24 protein-coding genes are annotated in these 19,069 nt (G+C 64.3%); 5 read left to right on the top strand and 19 right to left on the bottom strand.

Going from position 1 to position 19,069, the window contains the following annotated elements; genetic code table 11:
* Positions 1-217: 217 nt before the first annotated feature.
* The 9 genes from AC1DZP_RS12455 to ureC form a co-directional block, all read right to left on the bottom strand.
* Positions 218-985: a class II aldolase and adducin N-terminal domain-containing protein gene (locus AC1DZP_RS12455; protein ID WP_477225025.1), complete on the bottom strand. Its 768-nt coding sequence runs from the start codon at positions 983-985 to the stop codon at positions 218-220.
* Between the two features lie 118 nt (positions 986-1,103).
* Positions 1,104-1,745 carry an urease accessory protein UreG gene (ureG, locus tag AC1DZP_RS12450; RefSeq protein WP_095083358.1) on the bottom strand — a complete coding sequence of 214 codons (642 nt, stop codon included), beginning with the start codon at positions 1,743-1,745 and terminating at the stop codon, positions 1,104-1,106.
* A complete protein-coding gene (locus AC1DZP_RS12445; protein ID WP_477302656.1) occupies positions 1,742-2,182 on the bottom strand; it encodes a DUF3995 domain-containing protein in 441 nt (146 codons plus the stop codon). The genes ureG and AC1DZP_RS12445 overlap by 4 nt, the downstream gene beginning before the upstream one ends.
* On the bottom strand, positions 2,179-2,850 hold the full coding sequence (locus AC1DZP_RS12440) for an urease accessory protein UreF (protein ID WP_477302654.1): 672 nt from the start codon (positions 2,848-2,850) through the stop codon (positions 2,179-2,181). The genes AC1DZP_RS12445 and AC1DZP_RS12440 overlap by 4 nt, the downstream gene beginning before the upstream one ends.
* A complete protein-coding gene (ureE, locus tag AC1DZP_RS12435; protein WP_477302652.1) occupies positions 2,843-3,430 on the bottom strand; it encodes an urease accessory protein UreE in 588 nt (195 codons plus the stop codon). Before ureE ends, AC1DZP_RS12440 begins: the two co-directional genes overlap by 8 nt.
* The gene (locus tag AC1DZP_RS12430; RefSeq protein ID WP_477302650.1) at positions 3,427-4,032 is read right to left on the bottom strand and encodes a glutathione S-transferase family protein; all 606 of its coding nucleotides are present in this window, start codon (positions 4,030-4,032) and stop codon (positions 3,427-3,429) included. Before AC1DZP_RS12430 ends, ureE begins: the two co-directional genes overlap by 4 nt.
* A 113-nt stretch (positions 4,033-4,145) precedes the next feature.
* Positions 4,146-4,739, bottom strand: a complete 594-nt coding sequence (locus AC1DZP_RS12425) for a hypothetical protein (protein ID WP_477225031.1) — start codon at positions 4,737-4,739, stop codon at positions 4,146-4,148.
* A gap of 33 nt (positions 4,740-4,772) precedes the next feature.
* Positions 4,773-5,207, bottom strand: coding sequence for a hypothetical protein (locus tag AC1DZP_RS12420; protein WP_457150170.1), 435 nt, complete (start codon positions 5,205-5,207; stop codon positions 4,773-4,775).
* 31 nt (positions 5,208-5,238) lie between these two features.
* On the bottom strand, positions 5,239-6,951 hold the full coding sequence (ureC, locus tag AC1DZP_RS12415; protein ID WP_477302648.1) for an urease subunit alpha: 1,713 nt from the start codon (positions 6,949-6,951) through the stop codon (positions 5,239-5,241).
* A 179-nt stretch (positions 6,952-7,130) separates the two neighbouring features.
* Between ureC and AC1DZP_RS12410 the strand changes: the two genes are divergently transcribed.
* Complete coding sequence (locus AC1DZP_RS12410) at positions 7,131-7,514, top strand: hypothetical protein (protein ID WP_477302646.1); 384 nt, start codon at positions 7,131-7,133, stop codon at positions 7,512-7,514.
* Between the two features lie 114 nt (positions 7,515-7,628).
* Positions 7,629-8,123 carry a hypothetical protein gene (locus AC1DZP_RS12405; RefSeq protein ID WP_477302644.1) on the top strand — a complete coding sequence of 165 codons (495 nt, stop codon included), beginning with the start codon at positions 7,629-7,631 and terminating at the stop codon, positions 8,121-8,123.
* Between the two features lie 50 nt (positions 8,124-8,173).
* On the opposite strand, the gene AC1DZP_RS12400 is transcribed toward AC1DZP_RS12405, so the two are convergent.
* Genes AC1DZP_RS12400 through AC1DZP_RS12380 form a run of 5 tightly spaced genes read right to left on the bottom strand, consistent with a single transcriptional unit; the run spans position 8,174 to position 10,537 of the window.
* A complete protein-coding gene (locus tag AC1DZP_RS12400; RefSeq protein ID WP_477302642.1) occupies positions 8,174-8,479 on the bottom strand; it encodes an urease subunit beta in 306 nt (101 codons plus the stop codon).
* 6 nt (positions 8,480-8,485) lie between these two features.
* Complete coding sequence (locus tag AC1DZP_RS12395; protein WP_477302640.1) at positions 8,486-9,073, bottom strand: HupE/UreJ family protein; 588 nt, start codon at positions 9,071-9,073, stop codon at positions 8,486-8,488.
* A 32-nt stretch (positions 9,074-9,105) separates the two neighbouring features.
* Positions 9,106-9,360 (bottom strand): DUF1272 domain-containing protein, encoded by a 255-nt coding sequence (locus tag AC1DZP_RS12390; protein ID WP_477302638.1) that lies wholly within the window; start codon positions 9,358-9,360, stop codon positions 9,106-9,108.
* A gap of 12 nt (positions 9,361-9,372) precedes the next feature.
* Positions 9,373-9,675: an urease subunit gamma gene (locus tag AC1DZP_RS12385; protein ID WP_095083338.1), complete on the bottom strand. Its 303-nt coding sequence runs from the start codon at positions 9,673-9,675 to the stop codon at positions 9,373-9,375.
* Positions 9,676-9,703: 28 nt separating this feature from the next.
* Positions 9,704-10,537 (bottom strand): urease accessory protein UreD, encoded by an 834-nt coding sequence (locus AC1DZP_RS12380; protein ID WP_477302635.1) that lies wholly within the window; start codon positions 10,535-10,537, stop codon positions 9,704-9,706.
* A 215-nt stretch (positions 10,538-10,752) separates the two neighbouring features.
* Between AC1DZP_RS12380 and AC1DZP_RS12375 the strand changes: the two genes are divergently transcribed.
* Both AC1DZP_RS12375 and AC1DZP_RS12370 read left to right on the top strand, forming a co-directional pair.
* Positions 10,753-11,007, top strand: a complete 255-nt coding sequence (locus AC1DZP_RS12375) for an acyl carrier protein (protein WP_184873030.1) — start codon at positions 10,753-10,755, stop codon at positions 11,005-11,007.
* A 5-nt stretch (positions 11,008-11,012) separates the two neighbouring features.
* Positions 11,013-12,221 carry a beta-ketoacyl-[acyl-carrier-protein] synthase family protein gene (locus AC1DZP_RS12370; RefSeq protein WP_477302633.1) on the top strand — a complete coding sequence of 403 codons (1,209 nt, stop codon included), beginning with the start codon at positions 11,013-11,015 and terminating at the stop codon, positions 12,219-12,221.
* Positions 12,222-12,348: 127 nt separating this feature from the next.
* Here the strand turns inward: AC1DZP_RS12370 and AC1DZP_RS12365 are convergent, their stop codons facing one another.
* Positions 12,349-13,167, bottom strand: a complete 819-nt coding sequence (locus AC1DZP_RS12365; protein ID WP_477302631.1) for a methyltransferase domain-containing protein — start codon at positions 13,165-13,167, stop codon at positions 12,349-12,351.
* A gap of 220 nt (positions 13,168-13,387) precedes the next feature.
* On the opposite strand from AC1DZP_RS12365, the gene AC1DZP_RS12360 reads away from it, so the two are divergent.
* A complete protein-coding gene (locus AC1DZP_RS12360) occupies positions 13,388-14,092 on the top strand; it encodes a glutathione S-transferase family protein (protein WP_477302629.1) in 705 nt (234 codons plus the stop codon).
* A 27-nt stretch (positions 14,093-14,119) separates the two neighbouring features.
* On the opposite strand, the gene AC1DZP_RS12355 is transcribed toward AC1DZP_RS12360, so the two are convergent.
* From AC1DZP_RS12355 to AC1DZP_RS12340, 4 genes are all read right to left on the bottom strand, one after another.
* Complete coding sequence (locus AC1DZP_RS12355) at positions 14,120-14,467, bottom strand: hypothetical protein (RefSeq protein WP_477302627.1); 348 nt, start codon at positions 14,465-14,467, stop codon at positions 14,120-14,122.
* Between the two features lie 84 nt (positions 14,468-14,551).
* Entirely contained in the window at positions 14,552-15,172 is a 621-nt protein-coding gene (locus tag AC1DZP_RS12350) for a nucleoside triphosphate hydrolase (protein WP_477302625.1), read from the bottom strand.
* 343 nt (positions 15,173-15,515) lie between these two features.
* A complete protein-coding gene (locus AC1DZP_RS12345; protein WP_477302623.1) occupies positions 15,516-16,619 on the bottom strand; it encodes a hypothetical protein in 1,104 nt (367 codons plus the stop codon).
* A 336-nt stretch (positions 16,620-16,955) separates the two neighbouring features.
* The gene (locus AC1DZP_RS12340; RefSeq protein ID WP_477302621.1) at positions 16,956-18,770 is read right to left on the bottom strand and encodes a methyl-accepting chemotaxis protein; all 1,815 of its coding nucleotides are present in this window, start codon (positions 18,768-18,770) and stop codon (positions 16,956-16,958) included.
* Positions 18,771-19,069: the final 299 nt, after the last annotated feature.

The following is a 19,069-nucleotide window of genomic DNA, read 5'->3' as shown; positions in this document are numbered from 1 at the left end:
CTGCCGCCACCTTCTCCCCGTATAGTGACGGGGAGAAGGGACTTGCCGCACCTTGGTGCTCCTTCTTCAACGTTGATGATTGGCGAAACCGTCTGTGACAGCGACCTTTCTCCCCGTCACCATACGGGGAGAAATGCCCGGCAGGGCAATGAGGGGCGGCGCGACGCTGAAAATTCTTCTCACGACGAAACAAGCGCCAGCCAAGAACCCGTGGTGCTCAGTTCCTGTAGACCGGTTCCTGCTCGTCGAGGATCGCCTTCAACTCGCTGAGATGGCGTTCGGCCTGGCCGGGATAGTCGTCCATCTCGCTTGCGGTCTTCTCGGCGATCGCGTCGGACAGCGTGCGCAGCGGTCGGCCGGTCCACAGCGCCTTGATGTAGGTCTCGGCGGCACGCTCGAAATAGAACATGCGGTTGAAGGCATCGGCGACCGTGTCGCCGATGACCAGCACGCCGTGGTTGCCCATCACCATCACCTTGACCTTTGGATCGACGAGGAGCTGCGAGCAGCGTTCGCCCTCCTCTTCGAAGGCCAGCCCGCCATAATGGGCATCGACGACATGGCGGTTGAAGAACATCGCCGAGTTCTGGTCGATCGGCGGCAGGCGAGAGTCGGCGAGCGATGCCAGCACCGTGGCGTGGATGGAATGCACATGTATGACGCAGCGCGCGTGGCGGACGTTGCGATGGATCGCGCCATGCAGCCCCCACGCCGTCGGGTCGGGCGCATTCGGCCCCGAGAGCGTATCCGGATCGTTGGCGTCGATCATCAGCAGGTCGCTCGCCTTGATGCGCGAGAAATGCACCTGGTTGGGGTTCATCAGGAACTGCGTGCCGTCGTCGTTGACCGCCAGCGAGAAATGATTGGCCACTGCCTCGTGCATGTTGAGCCTTGCCGTCCAGCGAAAGGCGCAGGCGAGGTCGACGCGCTCCTCGTAGAAGGGCAGGTTGGTCAGCGTTTCCTTTTGCAGGCGGGCGATGCTCATCGAGGACACTCCGTGAAAGAGGCGAGAATGCCGCGACCAGCCGAGGCTCGCAACCGCTTTCGCTTGGTGCAGAGCCAAGGTCCTTGATGAGATCGCCGCCGGACGCCGATGTCGTTGCCTATGCCGCCGTGCTGGCGGCGGCGCCAGCCCGCAGGCCGCCATGCTCGACGATGAAGTCGATGACCTCACGCAGACCCTTGCCGCGCGACAGGTCGGTGAAGCCGAACGGCCGCTTGCCGCGCATGCGGCCGGCGTCGCTCTCCATCACATCGAGATTGACGTTCACATACGGCGCCAGATCGCTCTTGTTGATGACCAGGAAATCGGAGCGGGTGATCGCCGGCCCGCCCTTGCGCGGGATCTCCTCGCCCTGGCAGACCGAGATGACATAGAGCGTCAGGTCGGCGAGATCAGGCGAGAAGGTGGCGGCGAGGTTGTCGCCACCGGATTCGATGAAGACGATGTCGAGGTCGGGGAATTTCTTGTTCATCTCGGCGATCGCCTGCAGATTGATCGAGGCATCCTCACGGATCGCGGTGTGCGGGCAGCCGCCGGTCTCGACACCCATGATGCGATCCTCCGGCAGCGCCTGCAGCCGGGCCAGCATCATGGCGTCTTCCTTGGTGTAGATGTCGTTGGTCACCACTGCGATCGAGAATTCGTCGCGCAGCGCCTTGCACAGCTTTTCGGTCAGCGTCGTCTTGCCCGAACCGACCGGACCGCCAATGCCGACGCGCAGCGGGCCATTTTTCTGTGTCATGCGGGAAACTCCGTGATGGCGAGGATGGCAAAGCCGAGCCCGATCAACAGGCACAGCGGCGAGTAGTAGCGCAGGTCGAGCCGCGCGAAAGGTTGTTCCGGCGCCAGCCGTCGCCACCATGGCGTGAAGCCGGCAATGCCGCGCCCCAGGAACACCAGCCCGATGAGCAGCGAGGTGGCGGCGAGGCCTTCCCTGGGGAAGGGCGAGGCAAAGACCCCTTCCAGCGCCAGCGGCCACAGTGTCGCCAGGGCAAGGCACGCGGCAACGGCGAAACTGGCGAACGGCGTCGGCATCTCATCGACGCCGCGAAAGCCGACGACGGCATGGGCGCAAGTGGCCGCATCCCGGCCCGGCCAGATGCCGCCAATGCCCCAATAGACATGCAGCGCCGTGATCAGCAGCAGGACAAACGATAGCGCGAAGGCGAGAAAAATCATGAACGGAACAACCGCGAATACTGGGTTTCGTGCTTCATAGCCATGATTTCGGAGACAAGGGCGCAGCCGCCGAGATCATCCAATGCCGAGCGCGCGGCGCGGCCGGCTGTCGACAACGCCAGCGGCTCGAAGCCGGCAAGCAGCGCAGTGGCCTTGCTCTGGCCAACGATGCCGAGCCGGATCGCGGCCTGGACGAGGTTGGAGAAGAAGGCCTGCAGGAAGGCGGACAGCGCGTCCTGAAGCGCAATTGAATGGCCGCCTGCGATGGCGCCGACGGCGACACAATAGGCACATTCGGCCGGCAAGCGCTCAAGCACGGGGCTGGGCCATGCTGTCGCCGCTTTGAGAAAGGCGGCGCCTTGCAGCATGGCCTCGGTGTGGCGTTCGCGCGAACCGGCGAGCGCCTCGGCAAGTGTCGCTATTTCGTCGAGATCACCGTCGTTGCGCGCGCGGCGCCAGCTCTCGGCGAACAGCACGGCGTCGTTCCAGCCCGAACCCATCTCGACCAGCGTTTCCAGCCACCCGGCGAGGGTTTTCGCGTCGGCAACCAGCCCGTCATGCACCGCGCGTTCGAGACCATGGCTGTAGGAAAAGCCGCCGACCGGAAAGGCCGGCGACAGCCATGCCATCAGCCGCAGCAGCGCGATGTTGGAAGGCTGGTCACTCATGATCGTGGCGGTGGCCAGCGTGACTGTGCGAATGCGAATGGGAATGCGCTTCACCATGGCTGTGCGCGTGGGCCTCGGCGTGCGCATGGGCGTGATCATGGCTGTGCCCACCGTGGCCGGAATAGGCGCCGCGCACCGGCTTGAATGGCTCGGAGACGTCGGACACCGTGGCGCCCAGCCCCTCAAGCATCGCCTTGATGACATGGTCGCGCAGGATGAGGATGCGCCCGGCCTCGATGCTCGCGGCGAGATGGCGGTTGCCGATATGCCAGGCGAGCTCGGCCAGATGTACGCCGTCGCGAGCGCGGATGTCGTAGACATCCTCTGGCGCCGCAATGATCTCGATGTGGCGGCCATCCTCCAGCACCAGCCGGTCGCCATCGTTCAGGGCGACGGGCTCTGGCAGGTCGACCAGCACCTTGCTGCCGTCGGCAAGTTCGATCGCCCTGCGGCGCAGATGCCGCTCGTCATGGGCGAGAATGGCGCGGCCGGAGGGTGCCGTGGTCCCGGCATTGCCGGCGGTCAACACCGAGACGGCGCGGGGAAATTTGGTGAAGTCAGTGCGGATGTCGAGCTTCATTTCATGGATCCCCCATTGGCTTGCGCCCGCGCACGGGCGGGCCGCGCCAGCACGCGGTCGAAATAGGTGTTGACGCGCTCGGATTCGATTGGAAACCGCCCGGCGCGGGCCCAGCCGCCCATATCGCCGAGCAACACGTCGACGGCCGAAAACCGGTCGCCCAGTGCGAACGGCTTGTCGCCCAGCCGCCGGTCCAGCGCCTTGAGCTCGGACGCGAAGTCGTAAGCCGCCGCGGGGCCGACATCGACCCGCACCTCCTTCGGCAGCAGGAAGCGATGGCGCAGCTTGTTCCAAAGCGGTGCTTCGAATTCCGATTGAGCGAAATGCATCCAGGAGTCCATTTCGGCACGCCCGGCAACGCCCGGACTGGCGCCCATGCCCTTGTCGGCGTGCTTGTCGGCGAGATAGACGCAGATCGCAGCCGAATCCGTCACCGTCACTTCACCGTCGATCAGGATCGGCACCTTGCCCGACGGGTTGAGCGCATAGGCTTCCGGCGAGCGCAGCTTGACCTCGACGAATTCATAGGGCTGCCCGAGTTCCTCGAGCATCCAGAGAACGCGGCTGACCCGGGATCCACGCGATCCGACGGCCTTGTACATGCGCAAACCTGCCTTTCCCTGGAAGCCTAGACCATCCCTCACTTCATCCCAATGGGCGCTTGTCAAAGTGCTACAGCGTCCTTTGCGCGTCGGAAAGACGCGCGGCGCTGTAGTCAAACGATCGTGTCGAAGAGCCGCAGGATGAACGATATCTGATAGACGAGCGCGGCCGCGACAAAGGCGATGTGGAAGCGGCGGTCTTGCACCAGGATCGCGGCGATGCACAGCGCGACGAAGACCGGCGTGCGGAACAGATATTCGTTGCCGAAGCGGGCAAAATGCTCCGGTCCCTTCAGCAGCGTGTCGATCACGTCGAGCAGATAGGTCGCGGCCAGCAGGCCGAAGAACCAGGCCCGGCGCGAATAGAAGAAATCCTCGTAGCTGGTGTAGTCCAGCATCGAATCCGGAAACAGAAGCGCGCAGAGCAGGAACAGCGTGATCGCATAGAAGATGATGAACAGGTACTTGCCGAAGGTCCAGGTCTCGATGGCGTAGAGGCCGAACTCCCACCACCAGAAATGCACCAGCATCAGAAGCACCGAAGCGACCCAGGCCAGGTGCACGGGATAGAGCCGGTACTGGGCGGGATGCTGGACGATGCGTGCCACCCCCGACAGCAGGCGGGCGACGCCAAGCCCGATCACCATGCCCATGACGATGCGAATATGCGGAAAGATGTCGTGGGCGGAAGTGATTTCGGTGGCCATAGGTCGACTCTGTGCACTCCAGCAGTTGCGGCCTCAATCGTACCAGAGCCACAGCTTCCTGTAGTCGGACGGAACCTCGATCTTCTCCGCAGGCAGATGGTCGACATCTCCCTCCCAGGTCTCGTCCGGCTCAAAGCCAGACGGCAGCCAGCCAAGCACTTCGTCTTCGCTGGCGCGAGTTACTACGACGACCTTGTCCGAGAACGGCCATTCCCCGTTATCGCATTGGGTAATCGCTATCCTGATGTCGTGAACCTCGGGTCGGTCGCGTATCGACTTGAACGTCGCCAGGACCGTGTCGTTGTCGGGAGCAGCGTGGCTATTGCACAGTAGACCCGCTTCGCCTTCGGCTCCGTCAAAATACTGCTCCAGCGTAATCATCGGCATGACGCGTGGAGCAGCGCCACCGTTGTAGGCTTCCAACGGACCCATCCTTGAAATCAGGGCTGCCTTCTTTTGCTCGTCCATGGCGGGTCCAGATTCGTTGCAGACCATGACCCTAAAACAGAAAATACCGCTGCGCCATCGGCAGCACCGTCGCGGGCTCGCAGGTCAGCAGCTCGCCGTCGGCGCGGACCTCATAGGTCTCGGGATCGACCTCGATACGCGGCATGGCGTCGTTGAGCACCATCGAATGCTTGCCGATGCCGCCCCGGGTGTTCTCGACGGCGACGAACTGCTTGTCGACGCCGAGCCTGCCATGCAGCCCCGACTCGAGCGCCGCCTTGGAGACGAAGGTCACCGACGAGTTGGTCCTGGCCTTGCCATAGGCGCCGAACATCGGCCGGTAGTGCATCGGCTGCGGTGTCGGGATCGAGGCGTTGGGATCGCCCATTGGGGCAGCAGTGATCATGCCGCCGATCAGCACCATGTCCGGCTTGACGCCGAAGAAGGCCGGGTTCCACAGCACCAGGTCGGCGCGCTTGCCGACCGCGATCGAGCCGATATCCCTGGACAGCCCATGCGCGATGGCCGGGTTGATGGTGTATTTGGCGATGTAGCGGCGAACGCGGAAATTGTCGTTGTTGCCGGTCTCCTGCGGCAGCGCGCCGCGCTGGCGCTTCATCTTGTCGGCGGTCTGCCAGGTGCGGATCGCCACCTCGCCGACGCGCCCCATGGCCTGGCTGTCCGACGAGATGATCGAGAACGCGCCGATGTCGTGCAAGATGTCTTCCGCCGCGATGGTCTCCTTGCGGATGCGGCTTTCGGCGAAGGCGATGTCCTCGGGGATCGATGGCGACAGATGATGGCAGACCATCAGCATGTCGAGATGCTCGGAGAGCGTATTGACCGTGTAGGGCCGGGTCGGATTGGTGGAGGACGGAATGACGTTGGGCAGCCCGCAGACCTTGATGATGTCAGGCGCATGGCCGCCGCCGGCGCCCTCGGTGTGGAAGGCATGGATGGTCCGGCCCTTGATCGCCGCCACCGTGTTCTCGACGAAGCCGGACTCGTTCAGCGTGTCGGTATGGATCATCACCTGCACGTCGTAGTCGTCGGCGACCGACAGGCAGCAGTCGATGGCCGCCGGCGTCGTCCCCCAGTCCTCGTGCAGCTTCAGCGAACAGGCGCCGCCGAGCACCATTTCCTCGAGTGCCGCAGGCAGCGAAGCGTTGCCCTTGCCCGACAGGCCGATGTTCATCGGGAAGGCGTCAAAGGACTGGATCATGCGGGCCATGTGCCATGGCCCCGGCGTGCAGGTGGTGGCCAGTGTGCCGTGCGCGGGGCCGGTGCCGCCGCCAAGCATGGTGGTGATGCCGCTCATCAGTGCTTCCTCGATCTGCTGCGGGCAGATGAAATGGATATGCGCGTCGAAGCCGCCGGCGGTCAGGATCTTGCCCTCGCCGGCAATGATCTCGGTGCCCGGGCCGATGATGATGGTGACGCCACCCTGCATGTCCGGATTGCCGGCCTTGCCGATTGCCGCGATGCGGCCGTCGCGCAGGCCGATATCGGCCTTGAAGATGCCGGCGCTGGCATCGACCACCAGCGCATTGGTGATGACGGTGTCGACCGCGCCTTGCGCACGTGACACCTGGCTCTGGCCCATGCCGTCGCGGATCACCTTGCCGCCGCCGAATTTTACTTCCTCGCCATGGGTGGTGAGATCTCTCTCGACCTCGATGAACAATTCGGTGTCGGCAAGCCGCACGCGGTCGCCGACGGTCGGGCCATACATCTGCGCATAGGCGGCGCGGGTAATTCTAGCCATCAGCGATTGCTCCCGAAATGTGGTTTGCCGAAATGCGATTTGATTGAAGCCTGGCTGCACATTGTCGCCATCCAATGGTCACGCAATGACCCGCTGGCCACCTTCTCATCCGATTTGACGGTTGAGGTTAGGGCGTCACCCCAAACCGACCGTTTGCCAAATCGATGGAAGGAAAATCCATGCGCAAGACGATATTGATTGCAGCCGCCGCCACGCTGATGCTGGCGGGCGCCGCCAATGCCCAGCAGCAACCCGCGCAACAGCCCGCTCCGGCGCCGACCACGCCTGCCCCGGCCGCGCCCAAGGCTCAGCCGGCTGTTCCGACGATCCAGAGCGTCAACATCGTCGACATCACGGAGCTGCCAAAGGACACCCAGACGCAGGTCAACCAGGTGATCGCCCAGCGTGGCGACGCCGGCCTGCAGAAATTGCGCAGTTCGATCGACGCCACGCCGAAGGTGAAGTCCGCGCTCGTAGCCAAGGGGCTTAGCTCGGCGCAGGTCGTCGCCGCCAGCATGCAGCCCAATGGCGCGCTGACCCTGATCACCAAGAAGGCGAGCTGATAACGCAGCACGGCGGGCCGACGTCCGGCCCGCCGGCTGCAGAGGGAAAGGAACCTTGGCAGGGCTGGATTCGTTTCGCCTTTTGAGTGTCGAAACAAATCTCGAAAGCGAGCGATGACCATCATCACCTTGCCCGACCTCCGATGGCTGCATGCCATTGCAGCTGCTGCGTTTCTGTCGGCGAGCCTGCCCCACGCCACGTTGAATGCGCAGGGCCTTGAAAGCCCGGAGACCGTCAACCGTATCGTCGGCTCGGACGTCAAGCAGGAAGAAGCCAGCGCCACCGCCGAAGCCCGCAACGTCAACACGGCGATCGACCGGACGCGCGAAAACATCGGCACGGTGCGCAAGACGTCCAAGCTCGACAAGGTCGAGATCGTGCTCCTCACCGATGCGGCGCGCAGCGAAGGCGGCCCGCCGCCGGTGATCGAGAGCAAGGTCAAACAGCATCAGGACGACATTGCTGAGCTGCGCAAGGAGATCGAGGCCAACGCGCTGCTGTTCAACGCCATCGAGTCGCGGCGAGTGCTTGCACAGGACGTCCTCGCCGTCGAATTCGACGATCCTGGAAAGATCGTCATCTACGCTGCGGCCAAGCCGTCGGACTGAGTCGAAAGCGCCAGTCATTCTTGGGCGACATGCATGAGACGCCATCGATCTCACAGCCTGCCCATCACCTTCTGCTGAAATCCGTAGACCTCGCGCTTGCCGCCGAGCGGCACCAGCGTCACGTCGCGCTCCTGGCCAGGCTCGAAACGCATGGCCGTGCCGGCGGCGATGTCGAGGCGCATGCCGCGCGCGCGGTCGCGGTCGAACCTCAGGCCCTCATTGGTCTCGAAGAAATGATAGTGGCTGCCGACCTGGATCGGCCGGTCGCCGCTGTTGGCCACTTTCAGGGTGACGGTCGGCAGCCCCTTGTTGAGTTCGATGTCGCCGTCCTTGGGGATGATTTCGCCGGGGATCATCGTGCCTCACAACATGCCGAAGACAAGGCCGGTACCGACCGCCGCGCAGGCCGCACCGGCGGCGCGGGCCAGGCCACGGAACCGGATGCCAAGCCCGAGCCCGGCAGCGATGCCGGTGGCATGCAGCAGCGCTGTCGCGAGGGCAAAGCCGGCTATATATTCCAGCCCGCCGGCATTTTCCGGCACCTCGGTGCCATGCGCATGGCCGTGGAACAGCGCGAACAGGCCAATGATGGCGACGCCGGCCGAGACCGGCAGATCGACTGCCAGCGCCACCAGCAGCCCGAGCGCCACGACGGACGCCAATATGCCGGGTTCGACGAACGGCAGCGGCATATGCAGCATGCCGAGCCCGCCGCCGACCAGCATCACGCCGACAAAAGCCGCCGGCCAGGCCCAGATTGCCTTGCCGCCCTTGAGCGCCGCCCACAGGCCGACCGCGATCATCACCGTCATGTGATCGAGGCCGGAGAGCGGGTGCATGAAGCCGGCCGTGAAGGAGGAGGTCGTGCCGATGCTGACATGGGCATAGGCCGGCATGACTGCTGCCAGCAGCAGGATCCCCGACAGGCACAGGCGTTTCGCGGACATCATTCTATTTGCCTTTCGTTTGCGGGGTGGTGGTGTCACGCCGCCTTGCGGGGCTCGCACCCTTCAGCTTTGAGAACGCGCTTGGTCGAGGCGGGATATTTCTTCAGCATCGCCGGCGGGCGGATCGGCCGCGCCGAAAAATTGCCGCCGCAATTGGGGCAGGTGCCGCCCAAGATGTGTTCCACGCAGTCGGCGCAAAAGGTGCATTCGAAGGTGCAGATCAGCGCGTCCGCCGCCTCCGGCGGCAGGTCCTTGTCACAGCATTCGCAATTGGGACGCAGCTCAAGCATCTTCTTCTCTCCTCACCTGATGGGTTCGTGCACGGTCACCAGTTTGGTGCCGTCGGGGAATGTCGCCTCGACCTGCACGTCAGGGATCATCTCGGCGATGCCTTGCATCACCTGCGCGCGGGTGACGACGTAGGCGCCGGCCTCCATCAATTCGGCGACCGGGCGGCCGTCACGGGCGCCCTCGACGACGAAATCGGTGATCAGCGCGATCGCTTCCGGATGATTGAGCTTGACGCCGCGTTCGAGCCGCTTGCGCGCCACGATCGCCGCCATGGCGATCAGCAGCTTGTCCTTTTCCCTCGGTGTCAGGTTCATGCGCTTCCCTGGAATGGCGTAGACAGACTTACAGTGACCATAATTTGGGCAACCCAGCCTTTCCGTTGAGCAATTCGACCAGCGGAACCAGCCGCTGGCGGAGCCGATAGCCGTCCCCGGCGTAGAGCCTCGCAAGAAGCTTGCCAGATTTCCTCACGCTCCAGGCACTGGCGCTGCCCTGGTCGCCGACGATCCCCAGAACTGGGTCGAGCAGGGCCTCGGCCCGCGGCGACACCAGCAGCAGCGTCGCCATCGCGACCGCGCCACCGGCAATCGCCGGGCGGTCGAGCGTGGTCGCGATATCGGGCCCGATGCGGAAATCCTCGGCATGAATGAGTTCGCCGTCCTGGCGGACACGCCAGCGGTCATGGAAATTGCCTTTCGTGACGTGTTCGCCCATGGCCAGGCGGCCAAAGACCGTGGCCTCGAGCACCAGCGCCTCGGCGCCGACGGCAAGGTCGACGTCGAGCGTGCGGGCAAACGCCGCCTGGTCGAAGACGATGGTTTCCTGCGGCAGCCAGGCGATGCGGCCGTTTTCACCGACCGATAGTTTCACCCGCACCTCGGCATGGTCGGATGCCGCCCGATAGATTTTCTCGCAGGCCTGGGTCGTGATCGAGGCCGAGGCCGCCGCGCCGACATCCACGTCCCAGGCGATACGGTCGCCGCCGGTCATCCCGCCGGCGGTGTTGATCAGCACCGCTTCGAGCGGATCGGCCGAGACCGCCGGCATCCTTATCTTGGCGGCACCGTCCTGATAGAGGCGCCGCAGCCGCGTGCGACCGTCGACGACGGCGCAGGAAAGCCGGGCCGCGCCCGCGGCGCGCTGCGTCGAAATCCTGCCATGTTCGGTCTTATCCATGCCAGCACGTTAAGCACTCCGGCGCCTTTGTCGATGCATGGCCTGATATAGCTTGTTGCTTGACAACGTTTCGGTTTCTATAGAGGGAACCACCTTGGTACGGTCATGCAGCGCTTGGCGGGGGTATAGAGCGAAGACGGCGGCTTGATACCGGGAGAAAAAGGGGCGCTGCTCAATTGGCGTCGGGAAACGCGACATAGTGGGGAAGAAACCGAATGGCCGACCAGCTGGCAACGGATATCATCGCGAAGATCAAGGCTCATGCCGAGCCCGGCGGCGAAGAAATCACGACCAACACTGAATTGACCTCGCTTGGTATCCATTCGCTCGAGCTGACGGAGATCATCTTCGATCTCGAGGAAGACTATGGCATCGAGATCGAGATGAACACGGTCGATGCCTGGAGCAATCTGAAGAATGTCGGCGACATGGTGGAAGCTGTTCGCGCGCTGATCGCGAAAAAAGCCTGACCTGAATGCGGCAGCGCGTTGTCATCACCGGCATGGGCGGTATTTGCGGGCTTGGCACCAACGCGCCCGCGATCTGGAATGAGATGCGCGCCGGCCGCTCGGCCATCGGCCAGATCACCAGTCCGCAGTTGCATGACCTAAAGGTCAAGGTCGGTTGCGAAATCAAGACGCTTCCCGATCACGGCATCGACCGCAAGCAATTGGTGTCGATGGACCGTTTCAGCCTGCTGGCGGTGATCGCGGCCAGGGAGGCTATGCAGCAGGCCGGTCTGGCCTCGGACGAAGCCACCACCTACCGGATGGGCACCGTCGTCGGCGTCGGTGTCTGCGGCTGGGAAGCGATCGAGGAAAACTACCGCGCCATCCTGATCGAGGGCAAGAACCGCGCCGGCATCTTCACCGTGCCGAAAGTGATGCCCAGTGCGGCCTCCGGCCAGGTCAGCATGAGTCTCGGCCTGCGCGGTCCGGTTTTCGGCGTCACCTCCGCTTGCTCGTCGTCCAACCATGCCATCGCCTCGGCCGTTGACCAGATCAGGCTCGGTCGCGCCGACGTGATGGTCGCCGGCGGCACCGATGCGCCGTTGGTCTGGGGCATCCTGAAGGGGTGGGAAGCATTGCGGGTGCTGGCGCCCGACACCTGCCGGCCATTCTCGGCCGATCGCCAGGGCCTGTCGCTCGGCGAGGGCGCCGGCATGGCGGTGCTGGAGAGCTACGAACATGCCATGGCGCGCGGCGCCACCATTCTTGCCGAAATTGCCGGCGCCGGCTTGTCCGCCGACGCGTCCGACATCGTCGCGCCAACCATCGAAGGACCGACGGCCGCCATGCGCGCCTGCCTGGCCGACGCCGGGTTCAATCCCGAGGATGTCGACTATCTCAATGCCCATGGCACTGGCACCAAGGCGAACGACCAGATCGAGACGGCGGCGATCAAGCGCGTCTTCGGCGACCATGCCTACAAACTGTCGGTGTCGTCGACCAAATCCATGCATGCCCATTGCCTTGGCGCATCGGGCGCGCTGGAGATGATCGCCTGCGTGATGGCGATCCGTGAAGGCATGGTGCCGCCGACGGCCAATTTTCGCGAAGCCGATCCTGATTGCGACCTCGACATCACGCCGAACGTGGCGCGTGAACGCAAGGTGCGCACGGCGATCAGCAATGGCTTCGCGTTCGGCGGCACCAATGCGGTGCTGGCCTTCAAGGCGGTCTGATTTTAGCCGGTCTCGACCGGCCGCAGACGATCCCGGCCTGTCCGGGCGGTCCGTCTGCTTGATGCTGTGCTGTTGGAAGACCGCCTGGAAGAGGTTGGAGAGCGGTCATCGCACGAGACGCGTGCGTTCACTCCGGCCTGGTGGTCCAGGCGCCTATCTCCGATCGCCCCATCAACGTGCCGACGGCACCGATCTCCGACAGGATGCGGTCAGCGAGTGTAAGGGGCTCGACCTGCGAAGCTGCCGCGATTCCTAGCCGCTCCATGGTCGGCAATTGTGTCTCCACGAGATCGGTCACAAGGCGCACAACGTCAACTGCCCGTGGTCCTGACGAGATGACCGCCTCAAGCCTCAGGACAGGCGAGGGTAGACCAGCCTCTTCAAACAGAGAGGCAAGTCGGGCACCAAGGCGCGCCTGCGCTCCCGCCCCCTCGATTGTACGGCTGAGCCACCCGCATACCTTATCGTATGTCGGCGACGGGGGCGACGAACGAGCGCCATCCCAGTCAAGTTCGTGGAATACGACGACCCCACCAGGCCGCAAATGACGGACGATCCGTCGGAGCGACTGTGCCGGATCGGGTATGAATTGGAGGACGTAGCGACCAACGATCGCATCGAAGGGTTCGTCAAAATTCAGTTCAGCCGGATCGCCGTGTCTGAAGGAGATTGTGCCTGACCCGGCATTGCTGGCGCGCAGCTCCGCCCTTTCGACGGCTGCAAGGGCGAGGTCGGTACCCACAACCTCTCCAGTCGGCCCAACCAGTTCGCCGCAGAGAAACGCGACATCGCCGGCCCCGCTGCCGATATCGAGGATGCGCATGCCTTTGGTGATTCCGGCAGCTTCCAGAAAGCGACGCGTGATCGGGTCGATCAACCGTGCCTGGGTGCTGAGGCGGCGCAACTCCGCCTCTGCATGCCCCAGCGCGTAGTCGGTGTCGTTCATCGAGCCCCCCAACTGCCAAGATATAGCACGGATCGGGACGTTCGCTATGTCAAGCGCCCGTTGCCGACATCCTGATGACGGACGTGCTTCGGACACCGAAGGTAATGGCGCAGCGAAACTGTCGCCGCCATATTGATCAGAATCGGCGGTCCGCCTAAATCCTTGGCTGAACCCGCCAAAACCAGCGTCGCCCGGCGCCATCCCCGTTCAGGAGTTTTCCATGGCCGACCTGTCCGCCTTTCCGATAGCAACGCGCTGGCCAGCCAGGCATCCGGACCAGATCCAGCTCTATTCGGCCACGACGCCCAATGGGGTGAAGATATCGATCGCCCTGGAAGAGCTCGGACTGCCCTACGAGCCGCATCTGGTCAACATCGGCAAGAACGAGAGCTGGACACCGGAATTCCTGTCGCTCAACCCCAATGGCAAGATACCGGCGATCATCGATCCGAACGGTCCGGACGGCAAGCCGATCGGCCTGTTCGAATCCGGCGCCATCCTGCTCTACCTCGCCGAAAAGACCGGCCTGCTCATGCCGGTGGACGCGGCGCGGCGCTACGAGACGATCCAATGGGTGTTCTTCCAGATGGCCTCGGTCGGGCCGATGTTCGGCCAGGTCGGCTTCTTCCACAAATTCGCCGGCCGAGAAATTGCCGACAAGCGCCCGCTGGAGCGCTATCGCGATGAATCGCGGCGACTGATCGGTGTGCTCGACGGCCGGCTGAAGGGCCGCAAGTGGATCATGGACAATGACTTCACCATCGCCGACATCTCGCTGCTCGGCTGGGTGCGCAACCTGATCGGCTTCTACGAAGCGCGCGAACTCGTCGGCTTCGATGATTTCGCCAATGTCGGGACATGGCTCGAACGCGGCCTTGCCAGGCCTGCGGTGCAAAAGGGCCTGACCATCCCGGCGAAGGGCTGAGCCGGCCAGGCCCTCGACAGAACGCGGCTATTTTGCCTTCGCCTTGGCTTTCGAGCCGCCCTTGCCCATGACCGAGGCCGCAAGCGATGCGGTGCCTCTGGCTGCGATGACAACCGCGCCTGCCGCTACATTGGCCGCCGCCTTGACCGTGCGCATAGCGCTGCCGGACACCGAGTTGTCGGTGCTTGCCGGCTTTTTCGGCTTTGCGGCCTTCGGCGCGGTCTTCGCCAAGGCAGGCACCACTTTCTTCGGCGGCGCCTTGCCGAAAGACGGCTTGGCGTCCTTGGAACGCTCGGCGATCGCCGGACCGGCGCCTGCCTTCGATTGGGTTGCCTTGCCCTTGGCGGGCGCGGGTTTTCTTGCCTTTTGTGCCATCGGATGGAATCCCTCTTCTGGCCGAATTGCCTGGGGGGATAACGGCCTGAAAGTCTTAAGGTTCCCCTCGAAGAATCCTTACAATCACGCCGAAACGCCGATCACCAGGTCGGCGGTCCGGCGGCGGGCAAGCACCCTGTCGATGTTGGGCATGTCGTTGGAGGCGATCCAGGCGCGGGCATCCGCGTCGGAGCGGCCATGACCGTGCCAGCGCTCGAGCAGGCGGCGCTCGAGCTCGTCGCGCGGCACGTCGACGAAGATCGAGAAATCGAACAGCGGCGCCAGCCGCGACCAAGGCTCCTCGTCGAGCAGCAGGTAGTTGCCCTCGACCAGGATGAACTTGGTCTCGGTGGCGACGATCGAGGCGGCGGCGCGCGACAGTTCCATGTTGCGGTCGAAAACCGGGATGGCGATGTCGGGTTCACCGGCGCGGATCCGTTTCAGCAAGGTTTCGAAGCCGGCAAAGTCGAAGGTTTCCGGCGCCCCCTTGCGCGCGCGCAGGCCGCGCCGCTCGAGCACGACGTCGTCATAGTGGAAGCCATCCATCGGCACCACTTCCACCGCGCCTTCCGGCAGCAGGTCATGCAGGCTTGCCGACAATGTCGACTTGCCGGCACCCGGCGGACCGGCAATGGCGACGACGAAGCGCCGCACCTTGCCGGCGCGCTTGAAGATGGTGGCGGCGAGATGGGCGATTTCGGACATGAGAGCCTCTCTCTGGCAGGAGCTTCAAATCCACCATGTTCCGCATGATGATTTCGGCCACATCTTGGCGGCAGTCGGCGGAAATTTCAAACCGGGATTTGTGCAATTGGCAACGGTCAGTTGCGGATGTTGGCGCCGCCCCTCATCCGCCTCCCGGCACCTTCTCCCCGTATAGGGACGGGGAGAAGGGAGATGGCCGCAACGCCGGCTCCTTTTTTGCAACGCTGAAGATTGGCAAAACGATAGATGAGAGCGCCCCTCTCCCCGTCCCTATACGGGGAGAGGATGCCGGCAGGCAGGTGAGGGGCAGCGCCAACTTTGATCGGCACCCTTGCAGGGCCGTTCAGGCCGGCACAGGCTGGCCGATGCGCAGGAAATCGCTGTCGAAGGGAACCTCCCAGGTCGAGCTACCGGCCGCCAGCCGCATGCGGCCGTTCGCCGTGGTGACTGCCCGCGGTGGCTCGCCGCCGGAGAGCGGCATGGCGCCGATGACATGACGAAAGGAAACGCTGTGGCCTTCGCCGAGCGCAAAGGCGGTCGCCACCCCTTCGCGCTTCAGCCAGTTGTCGCCGATCGACGCGGCATGGCCGACGGACGCGCGGCCGTCCTCGATGCCGAGCACGCCGCGATGGCGGCCGCTCCATGGCGCGTAGTCGCGTCCGCCATTGCTGAGCCACAGCATGGTGATCGGCAGTTCGGCCGGGTTCTTCAGCACCAGCACCAGGTCGCCTTCGGCCCAGCGCGCCAACGCCGTCCAACCCGGCCCGCCATGATCGGCCTCGACCAAAGTGACGAAATCCTCGCGACGGTCGTCCATGCGGTACTGCGTCAGGTCAAGCGTGCCACCGCCGGCGGCGGGGAAATGGCTGAGATCGGCGGACCGCGCCGGATAGGCCAGTATGAAGCGGCCGCGTGCGGGGTCCGGCTCCAGCGGATCGTCCAGCGTCGCGGCGAACCGCTTTGGCGAAAAGGCCAGCCTGCCGCCGCCGGTCATCGCCGTCATCGGGTGATGGGCGACCGAGATCGCGCCATGGCCGCCGGCAAACACATGCTCCTGGTAGAGGAAGGGATGGTCGTCGCGCAGCGTCAGGACCTTGTCGACCGTCGCGCCCATCACCTTGTGCCGCAAGCGGAAGACAGCCCGCCAGCCATCGCTGGTCGCGGCGCTGTCGGTGACATCCCAGGCGCTGTTGGCCGGCCAGCCATGCAGCGGCGCCTCCTCGACATCGCTGCGCGAAAACGGCGCGCAGAGAAAGTCGCCAGACAGGCGGACGGTGCCCTCGGGCAGGTCCTTCGGCAGCGTCTCACGCGGCTCGTCGATCCACGGCGCCCGATGCAGCGGCTTGAGCTGCCGCCCGCCGCCGTCGACGACCATGTCGGCGATGTGGCCGACCGTGAGGTCGAGCGAAACCGAAATGCCTTTTGCCTTGATCGTGCTGATAGTCATAGCGCTCTCACCGATTCTGATGGGCGGAACAAGAACCCGTTCGGCGCGGCTTGCGCAAGCACCGCGTAAGGCATTTTGCATCAGGCACAATGGAAACCGTCGGGTCGGCGCTTCCCCTCATCTGCCTGCCGGCACCTCTCCCCGTATAGGAACGGGGAGAAGGGAACTGGCCGCAAGGCCCGCGCTTTCTCTGCAACGCTGGTGATCGACGAAACCGTTGACGACAGCGCCCCTCTCCCCGTTCCTATACGGGGAGAGGATGCCGGCAGGCAGGTGAGGGGCGGCGCAAACGCTGGGCAAGGCAAATCTCGACCCGAAGCCATCGCCATGAAAGGCTTACTGCCGCTTGTACTCCCGCACCGGCGATTTGGTGCCGTCGGTATAGGTGACCTGCACCGACATCGACGTCACGCTGTCGGCAACCTTGATGTAGCCCTTGGCCTCGTAAGGGATGGCGTAGGGATCTTTCTTGTCGCAGGGCGGTATCTCGAACGACTTGTCGAGCGCGGCGCCGTTGAGGCTGTAATGCACCTCCTTGATGGCGCAGCGGTAGGACAGCATCTGGGTGAAATAGACCAGTCCGTGATTGCCGCCGGAGTCGAAGGCGATCCACGAGGTCCAGAACTGGTCGAGGATCTGCTTGTCGCCTTGCTGGAGTGCTGCCTCCGGGTCGAAGCGGATGTCGAACGGGCCGGTCTCGCGCCCCCTGATGTCGAGATATTTGACGGCGATGGTGCCGGCCGCGGTGCTGCTAGGCAGCTCGAAACTCGGATTGGGCATCGGCTTGCCGGTGGTCTGGTCGTTGAGCGCCAGGAAGCCGGTGTCGATGAACGGGCCGCTGTCGCCCATGCGCCAGGAGATGGCGGTCGCCGGCTCCGGCAGCGAGATGGTCATCGACCAGCCCTGGTTCGAGCGCATCGGCGTCAGCGTCGGCACGAAGCGCGAGGGATCGAGCACGTCGCCGAGTGCTGCCAGCCGGCTGCGGCTGCGGTCCAGCCAGTCGGCGAGCTGGGGCTGGTCGACGAAATATTTGAGCAGCCCGCCGTCTTTTTCGTAGGACAAGAATTTGGTCAGCGCCTTGGCCTCGTTGCGCTTGTCGGCCAGCGTCTGGGCGCCGAGGCGATCTTCCGAGAACTCCTGCGCCAGCAGGAAATGCGCCGGCGCGAAATCCGGATTGGCCGCGATGAAGGCGTTGAGCTTGTCGAGGCGCTGGGCGTCGTCGAACTGCAGGATATGCACGAGCTTGATCGACAGTGCCTTGCCCTTGTCGGAAAGGGCGCCGAACACCTCGCGGGCGCCGGCCTTGCCGTCCTGCACCCGGAGCAGCGTGGCAAAGCGCGTGTAGGGATCGATGGCGTCGACATCGAAGCCGGCAAAGGCGAGATAGGAGCGCCGCGCATTGAGCATGTCGCCCGACAGTTCGTAGACGCGGGCGTTGTGATAAAACTCGTCCGGCCGCTTCGGCTCGGCGATCGCCCCGCCCTGCGCGGCAAGGGCGGCAAAGCCCTTGGCGATGGTGTCGATCGAGGCGGCGATCTGCTCGGTCGTCGCCTGCAGCTTCTCGGTCTGGGCCTGTTGCTGCGCCTGGCCGGCGGCCAGCGTCTCGGTCTGCTTCTTCACCTCTTCGGCGGTCCTCTGCACCTGCGCGGTCTGCTGCGTCTGCTGCTGCTGGGCCGACGCGATCTCGTCGGTCTTCTTCGCCACCGTGTCGGTCGACTGCTTGACCGCTTCGACCGTCTTTTGCGTCTGCGTGACGGTCTGCTCGATCTTGGCCACCTTCTCCGAGACGATGCCCATCGATTGCTGCAGCCCGGCGATGGCTGGCACCAGGCTGGCGATCACCCCGTTCTGCGAATTGGTCTGCTGTTGCAGGCCGTAGACGCCACCGGCGACGGCGGCGGCGCTGGTGGCGAAAATCAGGGCCGGCAGTGCCTTGGCCGCCAGCACCAGCCGCAGAACGATGGCAATGGCGATGATGACCGCCGCCACCGAGGCGACCAGCGCGATATAGGCGGCGAACGGCGCCAGCGGATTGAGGATGTCGGAAGCGGCCCCCCCGACAAAGGCGATGCTGCCGGCCCATTTGCCGGTGCGGCTGAGTGATGCCTTGATTAGCGACGGCGCAACGCCGCCAGCCCCGATGTTCGTCATGCCCAAGCCCCCCAAGCCGACAGATGCCACGCCCCTTCCCACAGGAAGCGCGGTTTTGGCAAGGGAAGACAGGAAACAGGCGATTTCGGGGCGGCTGCTCGATAGGGGCGCCACCACTATCCCAAGTCGGCGCTGCCCCTCATCCGCCTGCCGGCACCTTCTCCCCGTGAAGAACGGGGAGAAGGGAGAAGCTCCAGCGCCAGCGGCCCCCTCTCCCCGTACCTCACGGGGAGAGGGTAGGGGTGAGGGGCAGCGCAAACATCCGGAAGATGGGGCTAGAATCGGTTGGCGCCGTTCAA

The sequence above is a fragment of the Mesorhizobium sp. P2_F8 genome, from assembly GCF_056403655.1.
The sequence above is the reverse complement of the archived record's forward strand: the minus strand, read 5'-3'. Positions and strand labels throughout refer to the sequence as shown.

Excerpts from the sequence above, each read along its gene's own strand:
- AC1DZP_RS12455 (WP_477225025.1), bottom strand. The coding sequence starts at position 985 with ATGAGCATCGCCCGCCTGCAAAAGGAAACGCTGACCAACCTGCCCTTC.
- ureG (WP_095083358.1), bottom strand. The coding sequence starts at position 1,745 with ATGACACAGAAAAATGGCCCGCTGCGCGTCGGCATTGGCGGTCCGGTC.
- AC1DZP_RS12445 (WP_477302656.1), bottom strand. The coding sequence starts at position 2,182 with ATGATTTTTCTCGCCTTCGCGCTATCGTTTGTCCTGCTGCTGATCACG.
- AC1DZP_RS12440 (WP_477302654.1), bottom strand. The coding sequence starts at position 2,850 with ATGAGTGACCAGCCTTCCAACATCGCGCTGCTGCGGCTGATGGCATGG.
- ureE (WP_477302652.1), bottom strand. The coding sequence starts at position 3,430 with ATGAAGCTCGACATCCGCACTGACTTCACCAAATTTCCCCGCGCCGTC.
- AC1DZP_RS12430 (WP_477302650.1), bottom strand. The coding sequence starts at position 4,032 with ATGTACAAGGCCGTCGGATCGCGTGGATCCCGGGTCAGCCGCGTTCTC.
- AC1DZP_RS12425 (WP_477225031.1), bottom strand. The coding sequence starts at position 4,739 with ATGGCCACCGAAATCACTTCCGCCCACGACATCTTTCCGCATATTCGC.
- AC1DZP_RS12420 (WP_457150170.1), bottom strand. The coding sequence starts at position 5,207 with ATGGACGAGCAAAAGAAGGCAGCCCTGATTTCAAGGATGGGTCCGTTG.
- ureC (WP_477302648.1), bottom strand. The coding sequence starts at position 6,951 with ATGGCTAGAATTACCCGCGCCGCCTATGCGCAGATGTATGGCCCGACC.
- AC1DZP_RS12410 (WP_477302646.1), top strand. The coding sequence starts at position 7,131 with ATGCGCAAGACGATATTGATTGCAGCCGCCGCCACGCTGATGCTGGCG.
- AC1DZP_RS12405 (WP_477302644.1), top strand. The coding sequence starts at position 7,629 with ATGACCATCATCACCTTGCCCGACCTCCGATGGCTGCATGCCATTGCA.
- AC1DZP_RS12400 (WP_477302642.1), bottom strand. The coding sequence starts at position 8,479 with ATGATCCCCGGCGAAATCATCCCCAAGGACGGCGACATCGAACTCAAC.
- AC1DZP_RS12395 (WP_477302640.1), bottom strand. The coding sequence starts at position 9,073 with ATGATGTCCGCGAAACGCCTGTGCCTGTCGGGGATCCTGCTGCTGGCA.
- AC1DZP_RS12390 (WP_477302638.1), bottom strand. The coding sequence starts at position 9,360 with ATGCTTGAGCTGCGTCCCAATTGCGAATGCTGTGACAAGGACCTGCCG.
- AC1DZP_RS12385 (WP_095083338.1), bottom strand. The coding sequence starts at position 9,675 with ATGAACCTGACACCGAGGGAAAAGGACAAGCTGCTGATCGCCATGGCG.
- AC1DZP_RS12380 (WP_477302635.1), bottom strand. The coding sequence starts at position 10,537 with ATGGATAAGACCGAACATGGCAGGATTTCGACGCAGCGCGCCGCGGGC.
- AC1DZP_RS12375 (WP_184873030.1), top strand. The coding sequence starts at position 10,753 with ATGGCCGACCAGCTGGCAACGGATATCATCGCGAAGATCAAGGCTCAT.
- AC1DZP_RS12370 (WP_477302633.1), top strand. The coding sequence starts at position 11,013 with ATGCGGCAGCGCGTTGTCATCACCGGCATGGGCGGTATTTGCGGGCTT.
- AC1DZP_RS12365 (WP_477302631.1), bottom strand. The coding sequence starts at position 13,167 with ATGAACGACACCGACTACGCGCTGGGGCATGCAGAGGCGGAGTTGCGC.
- AC1DZP_RS12360 (WP_477302629.1), top strand. The coding sequence starts at position 13,388 with ATGGCCGACCTGTCCGCCTTTCCGATAGCAACGCGCTGGCCAGCCAGG.
- AC1DZP_RS12355 (WP_477302627.1), bottom strand. The coding sequence starts at position 14,467 with ATGGCACAAAAGGCAAGAAAACCCGCGCCCGCCAAGGGCAAGGCAACC.
- AC1DZP_RS12350 (WP_477302625.1), bottom strand. The coding sequence starts at position 15,172 with ATGTCCGAAATCGCCCATCTCGCCGCCACCATCTTCAAGCGCGCCGGC.
- AC1DZP_RS12345 (WP_477302623.1), bottom strand. The coding sequence starts at position 16,619 with ATGACTATCAGCACGATCAAGGCAAAAGGCATTTCGGTTTCGCTCGAC.
- AC1DZP_RS12340 (WP_477302621.1), bottom strand. The coding sequence starts at position 18,770 with ATGACGAACATCGGGGCTGGCGGCGTTGCGCCGTCGCTAATCAAGGCA.